The sequence below is a fragment of the Pelodictyon luteolum DSM 273 genome (assembly GCF_000012485.1).
GTDB lineage: Bacteria > Bacteroidota > Chlorobiia > Chlorobiales > Chlorobiaceae > Chlorobium > Chlorobium luteolum.
In genome coordinates this window covers 1,368,819-1,384,885 of record NC_007512.1, presented here as the reverse complement: position 1 = coordinate 1,384,885, position 16,067 = coordinate 1,368,819, and the positions used below count along the sequence as shown (strand labels likewise).

Annotated in this window: 19 protein-coding genes; 7 read left to right on the top strand and 12 right to left on the bottom strand. The window is 55.0% G+C overall.

Features of this window, described 5'->3' with window-relative positions; genetic code table 11:
- Positions 1-45 precede the first annotated feature (45 nt).
- Positions 46-1,116, top strand: coding sequence for a type I restriction endonuclease (locus PLUT_RS06385; protein WP_011357961.1), 1,071 nt, complete (start codon positions 46-48; stop codon positions 1,114-1,116).
- A 162-nt stretch (positions 1,117-1,278) separates the two neighbouring features.
- On the opposite strand, the gene PLUT_RS06380 is transcribed toward PLUT_RS06385, so the two are convergent.
- On the bottom strand, positions 1,279-2,460 hold the full coding sequence (locus tag PLUT_RS06380; protein ID WP_011357960.1) for a class I SAM-dependent rRNA methyltransferase: 1,182 nt from the start codon (positions 2,458-2,460) through the stop codon (positions 1,279-1,281).
- Positions 2,461-2,616: 156 nt separating this feature from the next.
- Between PLUT_RS06380 and PLUT_RS06375 the strand changes: the two genes are divergently transcribed.
- Positions 2,617-3,477 (top strand): DUF4292 domain-containing protein, encoded by an 861-nt coding sequence (locus PLUT_RS06375; protein WP_011357959.1) that lies wholly within the window; start codon positions 2,617-2,619, stop codon positions 3,475-3,477.
- Between the two features lie 144 nt (positions 3,478-3,621).
- Here the strand turns inward: PLUT_RS06375 and PLUT_RS11990 are convergent, their stop codons facing one another.
- A complete protein-coding gene (locus PLUT_RS11990) occupies positions 3,622-3,807 on the bottom strand; it encodes a Txe/YoeB family addiction module toxin (protein WP_238974562.1) in 186 nt (61 codons plus the stop codon).
- A gap of 662 nt (positions 3,808-4,469) precedes the next feature.
- A complete protein-coding gene (locus PLUT_RS06370) occupies positions 4,470-5,072 on the bottom strand; it encodes a superoxide dismutase (protein ID WP_011357958.1) in 603 nt (200 codons plus the stop codon).
- 224 nt (positions 5,073-5,296) lie between these two features.
- Here PLUT_RS06370 and PLUT_RS06365 point away from each other — a divergent pair, with 224 nt between their 5' ends.
- Together PLUT_RS06365 and coaE are read left to right on the top strand one after the other, a co-directional pair.
- Positions 5,297-5,644, top strand: a complete 348-nt coding sequence (locus PLUT_RS06365) for a hypothetical protein (protein WP_157858157.1) — start codon at positions 5,297-5,299, stop codon at positions 5,642-5,644.
- A complete protein-coding gene (coaE, locus tag PLUT_RS06360; protein WP_011357956.1) occupies positions 5,641-6,300 on the top strand; it encodes a dephospho-CoA kinase in 660 nt (219 codons plus the stop codon). The genes PLUT_RS06365 and coaE overlap by 4 nt, the downstream gene beginning before the upstream one ends.
- On the opposite strand, the gene PLUT_RS06355 is transcribed toward coaE, so the two are convergent.
- Together PLUT_RS06355 and tatC are read right to left on the bottom strand one after the other, a co-directional pair.
- A complete protein-coding gene (locus PLUT_RS06355; RefSeq protein ID WP_011357955.1) occupies positions 6,268-7,293 on the bottom strand; it encodes an alpha/beta hydrolase in 1,026 nt (341 codons plus the stop codon). The genes coaE and PLUT_RS06355 overlap by 33 nt on opposite strands.
- Complete coding sequence (gene tatC / locus PLUT_RS06350) at positions 7,290-8,273, bottom strand: twin-arginine translocase subunit TatC (protein ID WP_011357954.1); 984 nt, start codon at positions 8,271-8,273, stop codon at positions 7,290-7,292. The genes PLUT_RS06355 and tatC overlap by 4 nt, the downstream gene beginning before the upstream one ends.
- Positions 8,274-8,499: 226 nt before the next feature.
- Here tatC and PLUT_RS06345 point away from each other — a divergent pair, with 226 nt between their 5' ends.
- Entirely contained in the window at positions 8,500-9,474 is a 975-nt protein-coding gene (locus PLUT_RS06345) for a polyprenyl synthetase family protein (protein WP_011357953.1), read from the top strand.
- A gap of 144 nt (positions 9,475-9,618) precedes the next feature.
- On the top strand, positions 9,619-10,284 hold the full coding sequence (locus tag PLUT_RS06340) for a PASTA domain-containing protein (protein WP_238974561.1): 666 nt from the start codon (positions 9,619-9,621) through the stop codon (positions 10,282-10,284).
- A gap of 25 nt (positions 10,285-10,309) precedes the next feature.
- Here the strand turns inward: PLUT_RS06340 and PLUT_RS11900 are convergent, their stop codons facing one another.
- From PLUT_RS11900 to PLUT_RS06330, 3 genes are all read right to left on the bottom strand, one after another.
- Entirely contained in the window at positions 10,310-10,483 is a 174-nt protein-coding gene (locus PLUT_RS11900; RefSeq protein WP_011357951.1) for a hypothetical protein, read from the bottom strand.
- A 302-nt stretch (positions 10,484-10,785) separates the two neighbouring features.
- On the bottom strand, positions 10,786-10,974 hold the full coding sequence (locus PLUT_RS06335; protein ID WP_011357950.1) for a 4Fe-4S binding protein: 189 nt from the start codon (positions 10,972-10,974) through the stop codon (positions 10,786-10,788).
- A 179-nt stretch (positions 10,975-11,153) separates the two neighbouring features.
- Positions 11,154-11,342 carry a 4Fe-4S binding protein gene (locus PLUT_RS06330; protein WP_011357949.1) on the bottom strand — a complete coding sequence of 63 codons (189 nt, stop codon included), beginning with the start codon at positions 11,340-11,342 and terminating at the stop codon, positions 11,154-11,156.
- 192 nt (positions 11,343-11,534) lie between these two features.
- Between PLUT_RS06330 and PLUT_RS06325 the strand changes: the two genes are divergently transcribed.
- Positions 11,535-12,770, top strand: coding sequence for a helix-turn-helix transcriptional regulator (locus PLUT_RS06325; protein ID WP_011357948.1), 1,236 nt, complete (start codon positions 11,535-11,537; stop codon positions 12,768-12,770).
- On the opposite strand, the gene PLUT_RS06320 is transcribed toward PLUT_RS06325, so the two are convergent.
- The 4 genes from PLUT_RS06320 to PLUT_RS06305 are packed head-to-tail and all read right to left on the bottom strand — an operon-like array spanning position 12,743 to position 15,890.
- Positions 12,743-14,161 (bottom strand): sensor histidine kinase, encoded by a 1,419-nt coding sequence (locus tag PLUT_RS06320; protein WP_011357947.1) that lies wholly within the window; start codon positions 14,159-14,161, stop codon positions 12,743-12,745. The two genes, PLUT_RS06325 and PLUT_RS06320, sit on opposite strands and share 28 nt — an antisense overlap.
- Positions 14,158-14,856: a response regulator transcription factor gene (locus tag PLUT_RS06315; protein WP_011357946.1), complete on the bottom strand. Its 699-nt coding sequence runs from the start codon at positions 14,854-14,856 to the stop codon at positions 14,158-14,160. The genes PLUT_RS06320 and PLUT_RS06315 overlap by 4 nt, the downstream gene beginning before the upstream one ends.
- 10 nt (positions 14,857-14,866) lie before the next feature.
- Complete coding sequence (locus tag PLUT_RS06310; RefSeq protein WP_011357945.1) at positions 14,867-15,400, bottom strand: DUF4405 domain-containing protein; 534 nt, start codon at positions 15,398-15,400, stop codon at positions 14,867-14,869.
- 58 nt (positions 15,401-15,458) lie between these two features.
- On the bottom strand, positions 15,459-15,890 hold the full coding sequence (locus PLUT_RS06305) for a YgiW/YdeI family stress tolerance OB fold protein (protein WP_157858156.1): 432 nt from the start codon (positions 15,888-15,890) through the stop codon (positions 15,459-15,461).
- Positions 15,891-16,067 lie beyond the last annotated feature (177 nt).

The following is a 16,067-nucleotide window of genomic DNA, read 5'->3' as shown; positions in this document are numbered from 1 at the left end:
GGTGGAAGTGGTAATCTTTGACAACGTACTTACCCGCATACCATCATGGACCTTAAGGATTCACTGAAAGCCATAGCTGATAGGGTTTCAAAGCTTAAAGAGCAGATCGGAACGGAAGAGGCGACAAAGAACGCCTTCATTATGCCATTTCTACAGGCATTGGGATACGATGTGTTTAACCCAGTTGAAGTGGTTCCGGAGTTTACGGCGGATATTGGATTGAAAAAAGGGGAGAAAATTGACTATGCAATCATTAAGGATGGTGTGCCGGCAATCTTGATTGAATGCAAACACTGGGCTCAAGATTTAAATCTCCATGATGGCCAGTTATTACGCTACTTCCATGTTTCACAGGCAAAGTTTGGCTTGTTGACCAATGGGGTGAGTTATAGGTTCTTTTCGGATTTGGTGCAACAGAATAAAATGGATGAAAAGCCGTTTCTTGAGTTTGATATCACAGAGATTAATGATGGTCAACTGGAAGAATTGAAGAAATTTCATAAATCAAGCTTCGACGTTGATAGTATAGTTAACACCGCAAGCGATTTAAAATATACAAATGAGTTAAAGCAATTGATAAAGCAGGAGCTAATCAATCCATCTGTTGATTTTGTGAAGTATTTTGCACGACAGGTATACCCCAGCATTGTAACTGCAAAAGTCTTAGATCAGTTTACTTCGCTGACCAAAAAGTCAATTCAGCAGCATATATCAGACCTCATTACAGAAAGGTTGAAGACTGCGTTGACAAAAGAAGGAGAAAGTAATAAAGAATCGGCGTTGAATGAGTTGACGCCAAAAGAAGGGACTAAGATCGTCACAACTGATGATGAACTTGAGGCGTTTATGATAGTAAAGTCAATTTTACGCCGGAATGTTGATGTCAAACGTTTAGCGTATCGAGATGCCCAATCCTATTTTGCTGTTCTTTTAGATGACAATAACCGAAAAACCGTGTGCAGACTCTATTTCAGTATGACCAGCGATAAAAAATCGGTTACTGTTTTTGGGGAGAATAAAAAAGAAATGAAATTCGATATTGGATCTCTTGAAGACATTTTTGACCTCTCGGATGAGTTGATGCAAAGTGTTGCCTGGTACGACAATCAAAACTAAACGGGACGACCCGAGATTTGGTTTTTGACGTAGGCTTGTCGCTGGCGACGCATTTGCCGTAAGTAAAAAAAAGCCCTATCTGCCGCAACTGATCAGCGAATGGCAGATAGGGCTTTTTTATCAACGGCCTGCGCTTTTACAGCACAGGCCAAAGAGGCATATTCAGCGGGTTACGTAGAAACAGGCGAATTTGAGGTATCCGGTTTCAGGCATTGAGAGCAGCACCGGGTGATCGAAGGGTTGGGAGTTGCGGTAGATCATCCTGAGCTGTGTGCCACTGAGGAGTGCGGCCTGATGGATGCTCTGCAGGAAGTCCTCCTCCGATACATGGTGGCTGCACGATGCGGTTGCCAGGAACCCTCCGTTTTTCACGAGCTTCAGCCCGAGCTGGTTGAGCTTTTTGTATGCCTTGAGTGCCACTGGAAGGTTTTTCCGGCTTTTTGTAAAGCTTGGCGGGTCGAGGATGACGATATCGAACTGTTCTTTGGCATCAATCATCTGCTGGAGTACGTCAAACGCGTCCCCTGCCATGAGACTGAAGTTGTCCATCCCGTTGAGTCCGGCATTGCGCTCGGCACGTTTCAGGGCTTCTTCAGATGCATCGACGAGCAGTGCGGAGGATGCTCCTCCAGCCAGTGCGTTGAGGCCGAACCCGCCATCGTTGGTGAAGACGTCGAGCACCCTTGCTCCCTTGCTGAAGCGTCTGAGGATCCTGCGGTTTTCACGCTGGTCGAGGAAAAACCCTGTTTTCTGGCCCTCATAGAGGTCGACCTTGAAGGTGATGCCTGCATCATGGATTGTCTGCACGACCGCTGTTTTGCTGCCGGCGACCACGTCACGATAGAGCGGAAGGCCCTCAAGCTCCCGGAGCACGGATTCATTGCGTACTACCACGACTTCCGGCTTCAGCAGTTCCTGCAGGATTTCGGTGATGAGGGGCAGGTGGAGGTCCATTCCGGCAGAGAATGCCTGCAGGACGATGCCCTTTGCAAACCGGTCCACGATAAGTCCCGGCAGACCATCGGACTCTCCGTGCACAAGACGCCAGGCATCAGTGTCGTCCAATTGGTATACCTTCTCTCTGAGGGCGAGGGCCTCGGTGAGCTTGCGGAGGAAAAAATCCCTGTCAGGCAGTTCTTCGCCGCGGGTGAGCAGACGGAAGGAGATGAGTGAGTTGGGATTGTAGAAGCCTGCCCCTACAAGCTTTCCTTCATGGGTGTGCAGTCGGACGGTTTCCCCGGCGGCGATGTCGCGGGGAAGTTCCCTGAGTTCATTGCTGAATACCCAAAGGTGTCCCTTCTGGATTCTGCGGTGTTCTTTCGGTTTGAGATGTATGGAATGCATGTCGCGGTTGTAGGGTTGTGGTTTTGACGGTGGTGTTTTTTAGGGTACACTTGAAAAAACACCTGTACTGCAATGTGCTTTACAGGATGCTGTTTTCAAAGAGGATAATGAAGCTTCGTCCCCCTATGGTGACGCGAGCACGAAAAACGGAAGGTGATGATGCGTAAAAACGGTGTTTTGGCGTGGGCTCTCCTGCTTGCGCTTTCGGTTATGGTTTCCGGCTGTTCGGGTTTCCGGACGGTGTCCCGACAGGAGCTGCCTCTCGGAGAAGCAGTGCTTTCAAAGGGGGATGCGGCCCTGTACCAGCGTGTGCGGGCATCGGCGCCCTTCATCACCTCGGTTGACGGCTACGCCGATGTATGGCTCAAAACCCTGAAGCATCGTCACAAGGTCTATTGCAGCATACGGGTGAACAGGGGGGGGGAGTCTCGCATGCTGGTAAGTGCCGGGTTCATCGGCCTGCCTGTCGCCGATATTTTCATCGGCCGGGATTCGGTGCTGGTGCACGATATGCTCCGTAACCGCTATTTCAGCGGCGGAAACAACGAGCGGAACCTCGAAAAAATACTCGGCGTCAGTTCGGGGCCGATGCTCATTTCAGGTTCGCTGCTCGGCCTTATGGACATCCCTGAGCCTGCCGGGGCCATCCGTTCTGTGCAGAAGGGAGACGGACTCGTCTCTTTCAGCATTGCATCAGGGTCAGGGGCGAAGGTGGTTGTCGCAGATTCCGCTTCCGGTACACTTCGTGCGCTTCAGGTAAAGGACGGCGCGGGGCGGCTCACGAGCGAAATGCACTTCAAGGACTTCGAGGCCTGCATGGTGGACGGTAAAAGCGCCATGGTGCCCCGCACAATCGAAATGGTGCTGCAGGGTGATGAGGGAAAGGGAGAGCGACAGCTGGTCATCTCCTATGACGAACGCGCATTCAATCGTAGAAACGGCTCTATGCGTCCTGTCGTACCCGATAACGCGAGGGTTGTGAGTCTTGAAGAGTCGGACGGAGTGCCCTGGCTCTAAGATGACATGCCGGCATGTGCTTTATCGGCGCTGTGTTCAACCCAGAAAGTGATGCCATCAAAGAAAGGGGGGCTTGCGGAGTATGCTTGGCTTTGGGTAATTGAAAAAACCCCGCGGGTGAGGCGAGGGTAGGGGGTCGGTCAATCAATGGGGAATCTGCTTGTCATCGTAATGCCCTTTGGCCTCGATGATATAAACGGGTACGGTGTTGTCAATAATCTCATACACGATACGATGTTTATTACTGAGGTGTCGTGACCAATACCCCTTCAGATTCCCTTTGAGTCGCTCTGGTTTGCCTGTCCCGGTTCTTGGATGATTCGCCAGCACTCTCTGGATATTTACGAGATTTTCTTGATGCGTTTAGCATTTCCGGTTTTGTATGACGCCGCCAGATGAGCTTTTTCGAGATCGGAAGTTACGAGAGAATACTTTCCCATATGTTATTGGGGTTTTTGATCGTAACGCACCGTCCTGCTTCTATGTCGGCTTTTCCCTGACGGATAGCGTTCAGCACCTCCGGCTGTTCAAAATACTTCTCGTTCTTCGCTGTCTTTTCTGCGCGGCTCTCATTAACGGCATCAAGGGTCTACGAAAACAGCCGCTTGTTCCTGTATCGGACCGGTACCTGCTCCTGTTTTGTTGTGGCAGGTTCAAGGTACTTGCCCATATTCCGCCGTAATTCTGTGCTGGTGATTTCTATCATGGATCAAGTATTCACAAGGTTTGTAAGTAAGGCAGGAAAAGAACGGCTTCATCTACAAAATAGTTCAGAAAGCATACCCCGCCGTCGCCTCCAGAAGCCTCACTTACCCCACCTGCTATGCATGATCGGCAACTTTATCCCGGTGCCGGCTGTCGTGAATCTATGCGTCCTGCCGTACCGGATAAAGCGAGGGCTGTGAGTCAGGAAGAGTCGGATGGGGTGCTCTGGCTCAAAAAAAAGGTGCCCTTTCAAGGGGCACCTGTTCAGCAGGCTATTGGTATATTCCTCAGCGTGCAGCCGTGTAGTTTTCTTCGGCAAATTCCCAGTTGATGAGGTTGTCGATGACGGCTGCCGTGTAATCCGGTCTGCGGTTCTGATAGTCGAGGTAGTAGGCATGTTCCCACACGTCAATGGTGAGGATCGGCTTCATGCCTTTTGTCATGGGGGTTTCTGCATTGGCTGTTTTGGCAACCTTCAGGGTACCGTTCTCCAGCACGAGCCAGGCCCATCCGCTTCCGAACTGCGTCGCTGCGGCATTCTTCAGCTCTTCACGGAATGCATCGTAGCCGCCGAAATCCTTTTCTATCGCTTCAGCAAGTTCACCGGAAGGCTTTCCACCGCCGTTCGGGGTGAGGCAGTTCCAGTAGAAGCTGTGGTTCCAGGCCTGCGCTCCGTTGTTGAATACCCCGATTTTGGACGAGTCGCCGGCCGTCTGGGCAATCACATCCTCAATCGGCATTTCATCAAGTGGCGTGCCGCCGACGAGGTTATTGTAGTTGGTGACATATGCCGCATGGTGCTTGCCGTAATGGAAGCTTAGGGTTTTAGCGGAGATGTGGGGCTCAAGGGCATTTTCCGCCCAAGGGAGCGCTGGTTGCTGGTAGGCCATGATGAAGTGTGTTTTTTATTGTTTTTAAGAGAGGTTGCCGAGCCTTTGCTATAGGTGGATTATATTGTGCCGTATGCGTTTACTGCGCATGATTAATAAATGATAAACTTTTGAATTCCGGATTTAGTTTCTTAAATCTTGAAAAATCATTTTCGGCCGTCTCTGCCCTGAGGGATGACGGCTGCTTGCTTCAGGCACCTTCAACACCGTATCCGAACCGACAGATGAAACCGAGCCGTTCCCTCCGCATGGTTCTTGCAGCCCTTTTCCTCCTTCCGCTCCTCGGCGGATGCCAGGGAAAGCCTTCCTCAACACTGGACGCTGACGATGTCCGGTTCAGCGAGTTTTACAGCGAGTATCTCTTGACCTCCGGCGTATCGGAAGATACCGGCGGAGCCATCACTGCGGATCTCGATTCCGCAACCCTTGCCTCGATGCTTGAGCGCCACAGTCTCAGTATGGAGAAGCTCAAAGCGAAGAGTGATTTGTACCGGACTGACCCCGAGCGATGGCAGAAGGTGCTAGTCCGTGTCCGGGAGAATATCCGAAAGAAAGCGGACGCGCCCAAATGACCCCATCGCATCCGTTCCTTGTCGGTGTCACCGGCGGCATCGGCAGCGGCAAGTCCACGCTGTGCCGTTTTCTGGAAAAGATGGGCTGCGAACTGTTCGAGGCTGACAAGGTCGCCCGCCAGCTGCAGGTTTCTGATCCGGAAATTATGGAGGGCATCAAATCCCTTTTCGGCAAGGACGTTTACTCTAAAACCCGTTCCGGCAAGCTCAGTCTCGACAGGAAGCGCATCGCAAGGGAGGTGTTTTCCCATCCCGCAACGCTTGGGGCGCTCAATAACCTTATCCACCCGAAAGTATACAACGCATTTCGCCAGAGGGCGCTTGAGGCCTTCGGGCGGGGGACGGCGATTCTTGTCATGGAGGCAGCCATCCTGTTCGAGACGGGTCGTGCCGCAGACCTCGATTTTGTTGTTGTCGTCGCCGCCGACACCGAAACCCGCATCAAGCGGGCGGTCACGAGGGGGCTCGGCACCCCTGAGGACATACGGAAGCGCATCGCACTCCAGTGGCCTCAGGAGATGCTGGTTGCGCGGGCGGACTATGTGGTGAACAACGACATCGGGAAGACGAAGCTCAAAGAGGAGGCCGGGCGGCTGTACAGCGTTCTTGTAGAGGCCGCGGCTTCAGGCCCGGATTGCCAGAGCAAGCGCCGGTAGCGATACCTTGTAGCGGTAGGAGGTGCCTCCGTGCGAATCCATGAACTCCTCATGGCGGTGCGCTATGCCGTAACGCCGGAGTTCCCTTGTGAGAATGCGCAGTCCGAACTGGAGGTTGTACTCGTCCATTGTTCCGCAGTCAAGGAACAGCAGCTTCAAAGAGCTGAGCGCAAGGCGGTGCTCTTCGCCCTGCAGCATCTGCACCGGATCGAACCCGATCCACTCCTGCCAAACCTCTTCAATCGTTTCCGCGGTTTCGGGATCGAACGGCAGACGCATGTTTTCCGGTGCTTGCCGGGACCTGTCGGGCGAATAGGCTGCCGACATGGCGAGCAGGTCAAGCAGCGCGAACTCTCCCTGCGGGGGTTTCGGTGAAGCGAAGTAGCGCTCGTAAAATGCGGCGATGTTTCCGTTGTATCGTTCAAGTATCCTTGCGGCAGCGGGGAAGTTCGGCCTGTATGACAGGTCGAAGGCCATGTCGCCGCTGTGGCATGCAGCCGCAGAGAACACATCGGGGTGGCGCATGGCGAGCCGGAGTGCACCGAACCCTCCCGATGATTTGCCCGCGACTGCGCGGTGTTCACGTCCGGGCAGTGTTTTGAGATTCCGGTCTACAGCGCCGACGATCTCTTCAACCAGATAGGTTTCATACTTCCCCGTAGCCGCGGAGTCGACATACTGCGAGCCGCCGTAGCGCGTCATGCAGTCCGGCATGGCGATGATGGTCTCCTCCATCGTTCTTTCGCCGATCAGCCGCTCGGCAATTTCGGGAACCGAGGGCGTCATGAACGAGTAGTTGGTGAACGAGGCTCCGCTCGAGGCGAATCCGGCCAGGAGGTAGATGACGGGAAACCGCTTTTTGTCGTCGTAGGAGGGAGGGAGGTAGACCGGCATCAGCCGCAGGGAGGGATCGCCGAGCGGGTTGCCCTCCAGGGTCTTTCCCTGTACAGGAAGATTGATCAGACGGGGCTGATGTCCAGTAGTGCTGGTCACGAGCGTTTCAAAGCTGCGTTGTTGCGGTTGACATGCGCTGAAATCAGGATGCTTGCCTCATAGAGCAGGATGAGCGGTACGCCGATCACCAGCTGGGTGACGATGTCGGTCGACGGGGTGACGAGTGCCGCGACAATGAGCAGGGTGACAATGGCATGGCGCCGGTAGAAGCGCATGAAAGCCGGAGTCAGCAGTCCGATCTTGGAGAGTATATAGGAGATGAAGGGGAGCTCAAACACCAGCCCTGCGGTCAGGAGGGTGCCGATGAAGAAGCTGGCATAGTCCTGGACGGAGATGTTGTTCTCGATCAGGGGGGAGCCGAACGAGGCGAAAAAGGCCAGAGAGACCGGAAGGAACACGAAATAGCCGAACATGATGCCGAGGAAAAAGGAGAGCGAGATGAAGAGGATTGAGAATCGCCCTGCCGAACGCTCATGTTCATGCAGCCCCGGCGCCACGAACTGCCATAGCTGGAGAGCAAGAAAGGGGAACGAGACGATGAAGCCCGAAAAGAACACCGCCTGAAGATAGATCGATATCTGGCCGTAGGGCACAAGGTTCTGGAGCTGGAGGGTGCCGCTGCTTCTCTTGAGGGGGCCGATCAGCACGTTGTCGACGAGGAAGTCGGAGTATAAGGCCGAGAGGCCGGTGGCGAGGGCCAGGACCAGTGCCGAACGTATGAGTCTAGTTCGGATCTCGTCAAGATGTTCGATGAAGTGCCCCCCGCCTTCAGCATTGTCCTCCTGAGGGTCTTTCAGCTCATCGGCGGACGTTTTCCGGCCGTTGCCGACGGCAGCCAATGCCGGATCAATCGGTGTGAGGTCGAACAGCTCTCCCTGGTTTACATCGGGAGCGGGTTCAGGCGGCGTGCTGCCGTTTCCGACGGACTCGGCTTCTGCTGGCGGGGTCCCGGGCCGGGTGCCGTCCTGTTCAGTCCCTGAATCAGGGGGGGGTATGGAGGGTTCTTCGTCCTTCTTCATCGCTCGGTTCTCTGTGGAGGTGGTCGCTCGGGAGTCATGGCGCAGCTTTCAAAACATAGCAACAAAGATGCACGTTGGCAAACATTGTTTCCTGCTCGCTCCGATAGCGGCATCGCCCTGTGGTGCGCTACATGCCGCGTCGTTATTTTATTTGCATGCGGAATCGCGATATTTGTAAATTGCAGGGCATTGTATCGTCCTTTCACCCATTAAGACCGGGGAGCTGTTGAATATCAATGAAGTAACGGCATCGGTGGCCGATGAACTCGAGATTTTCCGGAAGAAGTATCGGGAGCTGCTGCATGCCCAGAATACACTGGTCGACAAGGTTACCCGGTACGTGCTCCGCCAGCAGGGCAAACAGATCCGGCCGGCGATGGTCCTGCTTTCCGCCGCAGTCTCGGGAGGCGTGACGGATGCGACCTACCGTGCCGCCATCATGGTCGAGCTTCTGCATTCGGCTACCCTGATCCATGACGACGTTGTCGACGGCGCCGAGATGCGCCGGGGGCTTCCCTCTATCAATGCGATCTGGAAAAACAAGATTTCCGTTCTCATCGGCGACTACCTCCTCTCCCGGGGCCTGCTCTATTCGCTCGACTCGGGTGACTACGGATTTCTGCATCAGGTTTCTGATGCAGTACGCCGCATGAGTGAAGGCGAAATTCTCCAGATACAGAAGACCCGGAGCCTGGACATCACCGAGGAGGACTATCTTTCCGTCATTTCCGACAAGACGGCTTCCCTCATTGCCTCCTCCTGCGCCATGGGTGCCCTCAGCGCAACGTCGGACGAGAAGAGCATACTCGCCATGAAGCGCTATGGGGAGCACCTGGGGCTTGCCTTCCAGATCCGTGACGATCTTCTTGATTATACCGGCGACTCAAAAAAAACCGGCAAGGAGATGGGCATCGACATCCGCGACAAGAAAATCACCCTGCCGCTCATCCATGCTCTCTCGAATGCTGCCCCCTCCGAAGCGAGGCGGATCCGCTCCATCCTGAAGAACTCCGGAAAACGCGCGCTGAAGCGGGGCGAGGTTATTGAGTTTGTGAAGCGTATGGACGGGCTCACCTATGCCGCAGGCGTGGCTGAACGCTTTGCCGACGAGTCGAGAGCTGCCCTTCAGCCATTTCCTGAGGGAAAGGCAAAGATGGCGCTTATGAACCTGGTCGATTTTGTAATGAACCGCCAGCACTGAGCTTGCCGCGCTATCCTGGTGCGGCCAGAAGCGCTCCTTGTGCTTTTATGAACCTGATTATGATTTTCTCTTGTTATGATGAAAAAAGCCGGACTGATTTTTCTTATAGTTTTTCTTGTTGCCGGGGTTATAGACAGGGTGATCATGCCCTGGTACGTTTCCCTTGGCAGTGCTGTCACCGTTCCCGATGTGACAGGCCTCCAGTATGACGATGCAGCTTCCAAACTGCGTTGGGAGGGGTTCGATCCGAGACAGCGCTACCACGTGAAGTACATAAGCGGCGTGGACTCGACCATTGTCTTATCTCAGTCGCCTGCCGCCGGCCAGAGGGTCAAAAAGGGGCGTGACATTTATCTCGTGTTGAACAGGAGGGAAAAACCGAGTTATCCCATGGCCGATCTCGTGGGACGCATCCAGTCCGATGCACTGCAGACCATGGCGCGGATGGATATCGCCATTGACGACGTGCAGATCAGCCCCGTCCGCAGCCGCGATGAGGACGGACGGGTGCTCTCCCAATCAGTTCCGGCAGGGGTATCGGTCAAGGCCGGTTCATCGGTTTCGCTGATAGTGGGACGCTTCGAAGAGTCGGATGAGGGAATGGAGAAGCTTATTGTGCCTGACGTGCTCGGCATGTCGCTTTCGCAGGCCGACAAGGTCATTACAGAGGCTGGTCTCAAGCGGGGTAGGGTGACGAAGGAGTATTCCGCGATTCTGGTGCCGAACACCGTCATCAGCCAGCGTCCCGCGGTCAGCGCCTATGTATCCCCGGGGCAGGCCGTCGATCTTACCGTGGTGACCGCTGAATAGTATTGCACCGCCAGACTTGTAGCGGTTAGCGGTAGTTGGCTTTTTTGTATTCGTCCCTCAGCCCCTTGATTCCGGTCGTGCGGTCGTTTCCGTCGCTGATGATCCCGAAGTATTCCAGCACGATGCGGATGACGAGCCAGATGCCCGCCAGCAGCAGTTGCAGCGATGTAAGGATGGTAAGGAGGGCGTTTTTGATCATGCCGACATGCCGGGGTGGGTTGGTGTAGGTCGTTTAAGGATGATAACAAAAAAAGAGGCTGTCTCAAAAGGACAGCAACAGACACAAACGGGCTGCCTGCAATGGCGGCCCTTTTTCGTCACTCATCATTCCTTCGTCACTCCTTCGTCACTCATCCGTCAGTCATTGTTATGAGCTACTGAGGCTGGTGGTCCTCAGGACCCGCATCTCAGTACATCAAGGGTATGCTGTGAACGCAAAAAAGGCTGTCCCAGCGTTGATTCTGAGACAGCCTCTTTTCGATTGGGGCCCGTTTCCGGAGCTTATCCCTGAACGATGCACTCTGCAGGGCAGACTGCTGCACAGGCGGGAGCATCGGCGTAACCGGCACACTCGGTGCAGGTTGCTGCGTCGATGACGTAGATGTCGTCGCCGGCTGAAATTGCGGTGACCGGGCATTCGGGCTCACAGGCGCCGCAGTAGGTGCATTCTTCGGTAATGTAGAGTGCCATATTGACTTCCTCGCTTAAGAGTTGTTAAAACAGGTAAAAAAGAACGATTCAATACAAGTTTGTCAATATAAGATAATTTCCCGCCCGAAAAAAAACTCCGCGCGCCTTTTCCTCCGGTTTCGTTGTACGAAGGCTACCCGCGAGTGCGATCCCACATGCCCCGAAGGTGGAACATCGGCTCATACTTTGATGATGCAGTCGACCGGACAGACGGCCACGCATGCCGCTTCATCATGGTAGCCGATGCAGTCGACGCATGCGGCTTCATCGATGACGTAAATCTCTTCTCCTGCCGAAATCGCATTGACAGGGCATTCGGGTTCGCATGCAGCGCAATATGTGCATGTCTCTGTGATGCGGTGTGCCATGGTGGTTCTCCCTCTTTTAGATTGTCGATGTTCCTCCCGGCTACGGGAGGCAGGCTTCGTCAGTTTACAACAGCACCCGCCGGCGCAGAGTTCCTGTCCTTGCTTGGTGCAATCACGAAGTATTTGTTCATGTCCACGAATGGGGCTACATTTAAAGACGGAGCTTTCCGCCAGATTTTTCCCCCTCACGGAATGGAACGATGCAGTGTTTCACATCTTCCCGTTACCCGCCTTCCCGAGTGGTCGGTCCGGCATGGATCAGCCGGCTACGTCAAGGAGATTTCGGTTATCGGCAATGACATCATCCACAGCAGGGTGGTGGCCGACGTGCCGGTTGTGCTGGATTATATGGATAACGATCTCATCCATTCGGTCATTGACAGTCCCGTGCTTCGGGGCAGCCCGATCCACTGGATCTGGAACCTCCAGGATGTCGATGGTATGTCATGGGGCTATAAAAAAGACATCACCAATCTGTTATACCGGTGGTCTCCGAGCTTGAGGCTGATCGTGTTCTATAACCTTCGCCCGTCGTTCAGGACCATGATGGAGACTGCCGCATCGGTGGTTCCGGCTCAGATTGAGGTCATCTTTGCCGACAGTTTCAAGGACGCGGTGGAAAGCACCCTTGCCTTTAAGAGCGGTACCCTGCCGCAAGCGTCGTTCTGGGGCACTTCAAAGGATGAGGGGCATGCCCGCCTGCAGGAGTTTCTTTGTGCCGTGGCAAAGATGACATGGTTCAATATGCTTGATCAGGTTGTTCCTTTTCCGGCCGCTGACAGTCCATACTATCCGTTTCTTCGCTCCATTGCATGCATGCAGGACGACCTTCGCTCAAGAGCCGCCGAGCATCAGGCTGAGATGGCGGACCTCCGCCGCTCCTATGAGCAGCGTCTCGATCGGAAAAAACACCACATGAAGGCGCAGATGGAACTGCACCGGCAAGCCCTTCAGGGATTTGAAGAAGAACGATCAAGGCTGCTGTTGCAGTTGTGTTCGAAGGAACAAAAGTTGGAGAGTGTTTCGCGTTCGGTCGCCGAGAAAAGGGCTGCGCTTGATGCGATTGCCCGAAAGGTTATGGCGCTGGAGGACGATGCGGGGCGGGGTGCGGGGATTGCTGCGACATGTCGATCGTTGTTTTCCTCCGGAAGCTCCGCTCCGATTGCGGATGCTCAGGCGGGCATTCGTTTTGCCGAACGGGACCGGGCCTTCATCACACTTCTGGAGAAGATCCATCCGAGCCTTACGCCGCGGGAGCTTCAGACGTTGCTTCTCATGAAGCACAACACTACGAACCGGGAACTGTCGGGCATGATGGGTGTTTCTGCGCGCGGAGTGGAGAGCCTGCGCTACCGCATCCACAAAAAGCTCGGCATCGGCAGGCACCGCTCGATCAAGTCCTACCTGCTGGAACTGTCTGAAGGGTAGGGGAAGAGCAGTCGGAACGTGGCACCTTCTCCAGGCCGGCTTTCCGCCCGTACCGTTATTCCCTGCAGGTCCGCCAGTTTTTTGACGATGGAGAGCCCTAGCCCCGAACCTCCCGAACCGATGCTTCTGGACGCGTCGACCCGGTAGAATCGCTCAAACACCGCCTCGAGCTTACTTTCCTCGATGCCCTTCCCCATATCGCTGATGGTGCAGAACGGCAGTCCGTTTTCCGTGCCGGTTCTGATTGTGACCGTTCTTGACCGGGGGGAGTAGTTCACAGCATTGGCGATGATATTGTCAAGGATGATGCCGAGCATTTCCCGATCAGCCGCTACGATGAAGCTTGACTCCTCTGGAACCCGGATGGTGATTTCCTTTTCTCCGGCGCGCGATTCCTGTCGCTCAGCTACCTCACGGATGAGTGCATTGATGTCGATGGAGCGGAGGGTGGCGGATACCTCTCTGGCATCGTGGCGTGCAAGCAGGAGGAGTTGCTCTATGAGGCCTGCCATGCGATGCAGCTCCAGCAGACAGAATCGGATGCGCTCTTCATAGTGCTCCCGCTCCCTTGGACGGCGGATGAGCACCTCCAGGGTGCCCTGCACTGCAGAAAGTGGGGTTTTCAGTTCGTGGGATGCGTCTGCCGTGAACTGCTTTTCCCGGTTGAATGCCTCCTGGAGGCGGTCGAGGAGCGCGTTGAACGTTGCAGAGAGCCGGTAAAGCTCATCACGGTTCGCTGGCAGGGGTATGCGGCGCTCGAAATGTTCCCTGGTGATGTTTTCGGCTGCCATGATTGCTTCTTCGACCGGTCGGATGCTTTTGGCTGCAATGGCGCGGGTGAGGGCGAAGAGGGTTATGAGTATGGCTGGAAACGACAGCATGAGAACACTTCTGAGGTCTAGGAGCATGGCGATGGCGTCCCCGAGAGGACGCGCCACGCTGATCCATCTGGGTTGAGGGTCTCCGTTACCCTCAACCGGGAGCTGGATCTGCCGGACCGCAAGCCCGCCGACCGTCGTGTTGAAGTAGATGGTAGCGGTGGAGCCCGTCTTTACCTGAAGGGCGTTCAGTCCCAGATTGCCGGAGCGGGAGATGGGGGTGCCATCGGCAGCGGAGTACTGTATGAACTCCGTCCTCAAGCGTTCACGGCGGTGCTTGCGGTGCTCATCGTCCTCTTTTTCCCGGTCAGAATCCTCCATTTCCATCGGGCGCCGGTCATTCAGGCGTCCATCCGTGATGCTCACAACCCTTGCGGCCGCCATCGTCAGCTCCTGGTCGAAGTGCCGGTAGACCACACCCTCTACCATCAGGTAGACCGTGGTGAAGACCAGTGCGATGAGCACGGCTGTGGCTGCGGTGTAGTATACCGCTATGCGGTTCCGAAGACTCACTCGTTACTCTTCTCCTCGTTGTTTGCTTCAGGTGTTCGGATGACATAGCCGACCCCGCGGACGGTCTTGATGAGGCCCGTGCATCCTGCGGCTTCGAGTTTGCGGCGGAGAAAATTGACATAGACGTCGATGACTGAGGTGTCAGCATCAAAATGGATGTCCCAGACATGCTCGATGATGCGGCTTCTCGTACAGACCCTGTCAAGGTTCCTCAGGAGGTATTCAAGCAGGGCGAACTCTTTGGGTGTAAGGGTGAGATCATGCCGATTGCACCCTGCCCGGTGTGTTTCCGGATCGAGCCAAAGTGCACCTGCAGTGAGCGGGCCCGTGGTTGGTGTGTTCTGTCGCAGGCGGGCGCGGATCCTGGCCAGGAGTTCTTCGAATGCGAACGGTTTTTTTACATAGTCGTCCGCACCCGCCCCGAGGCCGAAGACGACGTCGTCGAGGGTATCGCGGGCGGTGAGGAAAATGACCGGAACTGCCGAACCGGCTTTGCGGAGCTGGCGGCAGACTTCGATGCCGCTCAGTTTCGGCAGCATCCAGTCTATCAGGCAGAGGTCGTAATCGTTGCTCATGCCGAGCTCAAGCCCGCTTTCTCCGTCGAAGGCCGTGTCGACGGCAAAGTGCTCCTCTTCAAGACCCTCCTTGAGAAAGCGGGCTATTCCCGGTTCGTCTTCAATGATCAGCAGTCGCATGGGTTCCTGTTCAGTCGTTGCCTTTTTCGTGTCCGTTTTTCCCTCCGACGAGGATTGCCAGCACGTCACCGGCTTCCATGCCGCTTGCATCAGCAATGGCGCTTACGGTCATAGATGGGTCGGTATCCTTGATGCCCCGCCTCTTGAGGCGCATGTCGAGAGTTTCAGGGGTATCGTTGACGACCAGCGCCACGGTAGTGAGCGAAGAGGACTCAAGAGCGCGCACCAGACTTCGGGCGGTCCTTTTTTCTGTTTTCTCATGCTCTTCGTCACCAAAGAACGGCATTACTGAAAGAGCGGTCACGAGCATTGCCGCGGCAAATACGGCAAGGGCTGAGTTTTTTGAAAAGTACAGGCTGAACGCTTTCCAGTTTGCCAGGAGATGGACGGAAACGCCGCCCACAAGCAGCCAGCTGAGCCACTTGTGGACAGGTTCGACCAGCCCCGTTTCAATATGGAAAAAAATCAGCACTCCTGTAACTCCCGAGATCAGGAAGGCGCCGGCGGCGATTGGAGTTGCCCAGGATTTCATGGTCAGTTTCATAGCTTGAACGGGTTGGTTGATGATTTTGGGTTATAATTTATTGACGTATCAGGTTTGTTCAGCGCCCGGGTCCCATGGTGCCGGGACGCATCTGCGGGCCCACCGCCATCCTGCCCCTGTCTGCCCGCTCGATTTGTTTGACCTCCACGCAGGTTTGCCGTCCACGGCGCTCGGTCTTGCCGAATACCCTGACCAGGGTGGTATGGTCGGCGTTGAAGCCATTCCATGTCCGGTTCCTGATTTCCAGGAGCGTCTCCCCGCTGCGGTCGCGGAAGGTGTAGCAGTCGCCACGGCGTTTGTTGACGATGCGGCCTTCAAGCATGACCCTCGAGTTCTCAGGCATGTCCCGGACGGATGCGGCCGCTGCGGCACGGGGTCCCTTTGGCTGCACAACGGCCGCATCGGGGCCGCGGTACGCTGCAAAGCCCGGGGTGCTGAGGAGCATGCTCGTGGTACCCAGAAGTGCCATCAGTGTCATTTTTTTCATCATAATCTCCATTCTGTTGTTCATTGGTTTCATCTTTCTCTGCTGCAGCCGGCTGTGTATGGTATCCAACCGACTGATCATAACATAGCCCCGCAATCCTTAAACGGAGATGAAGGGCGGCTTAAAATTCGCTTAAAAATAAAACACCCCCGGTAGTGCGGGGGTGAGAGGCTGTCTGGA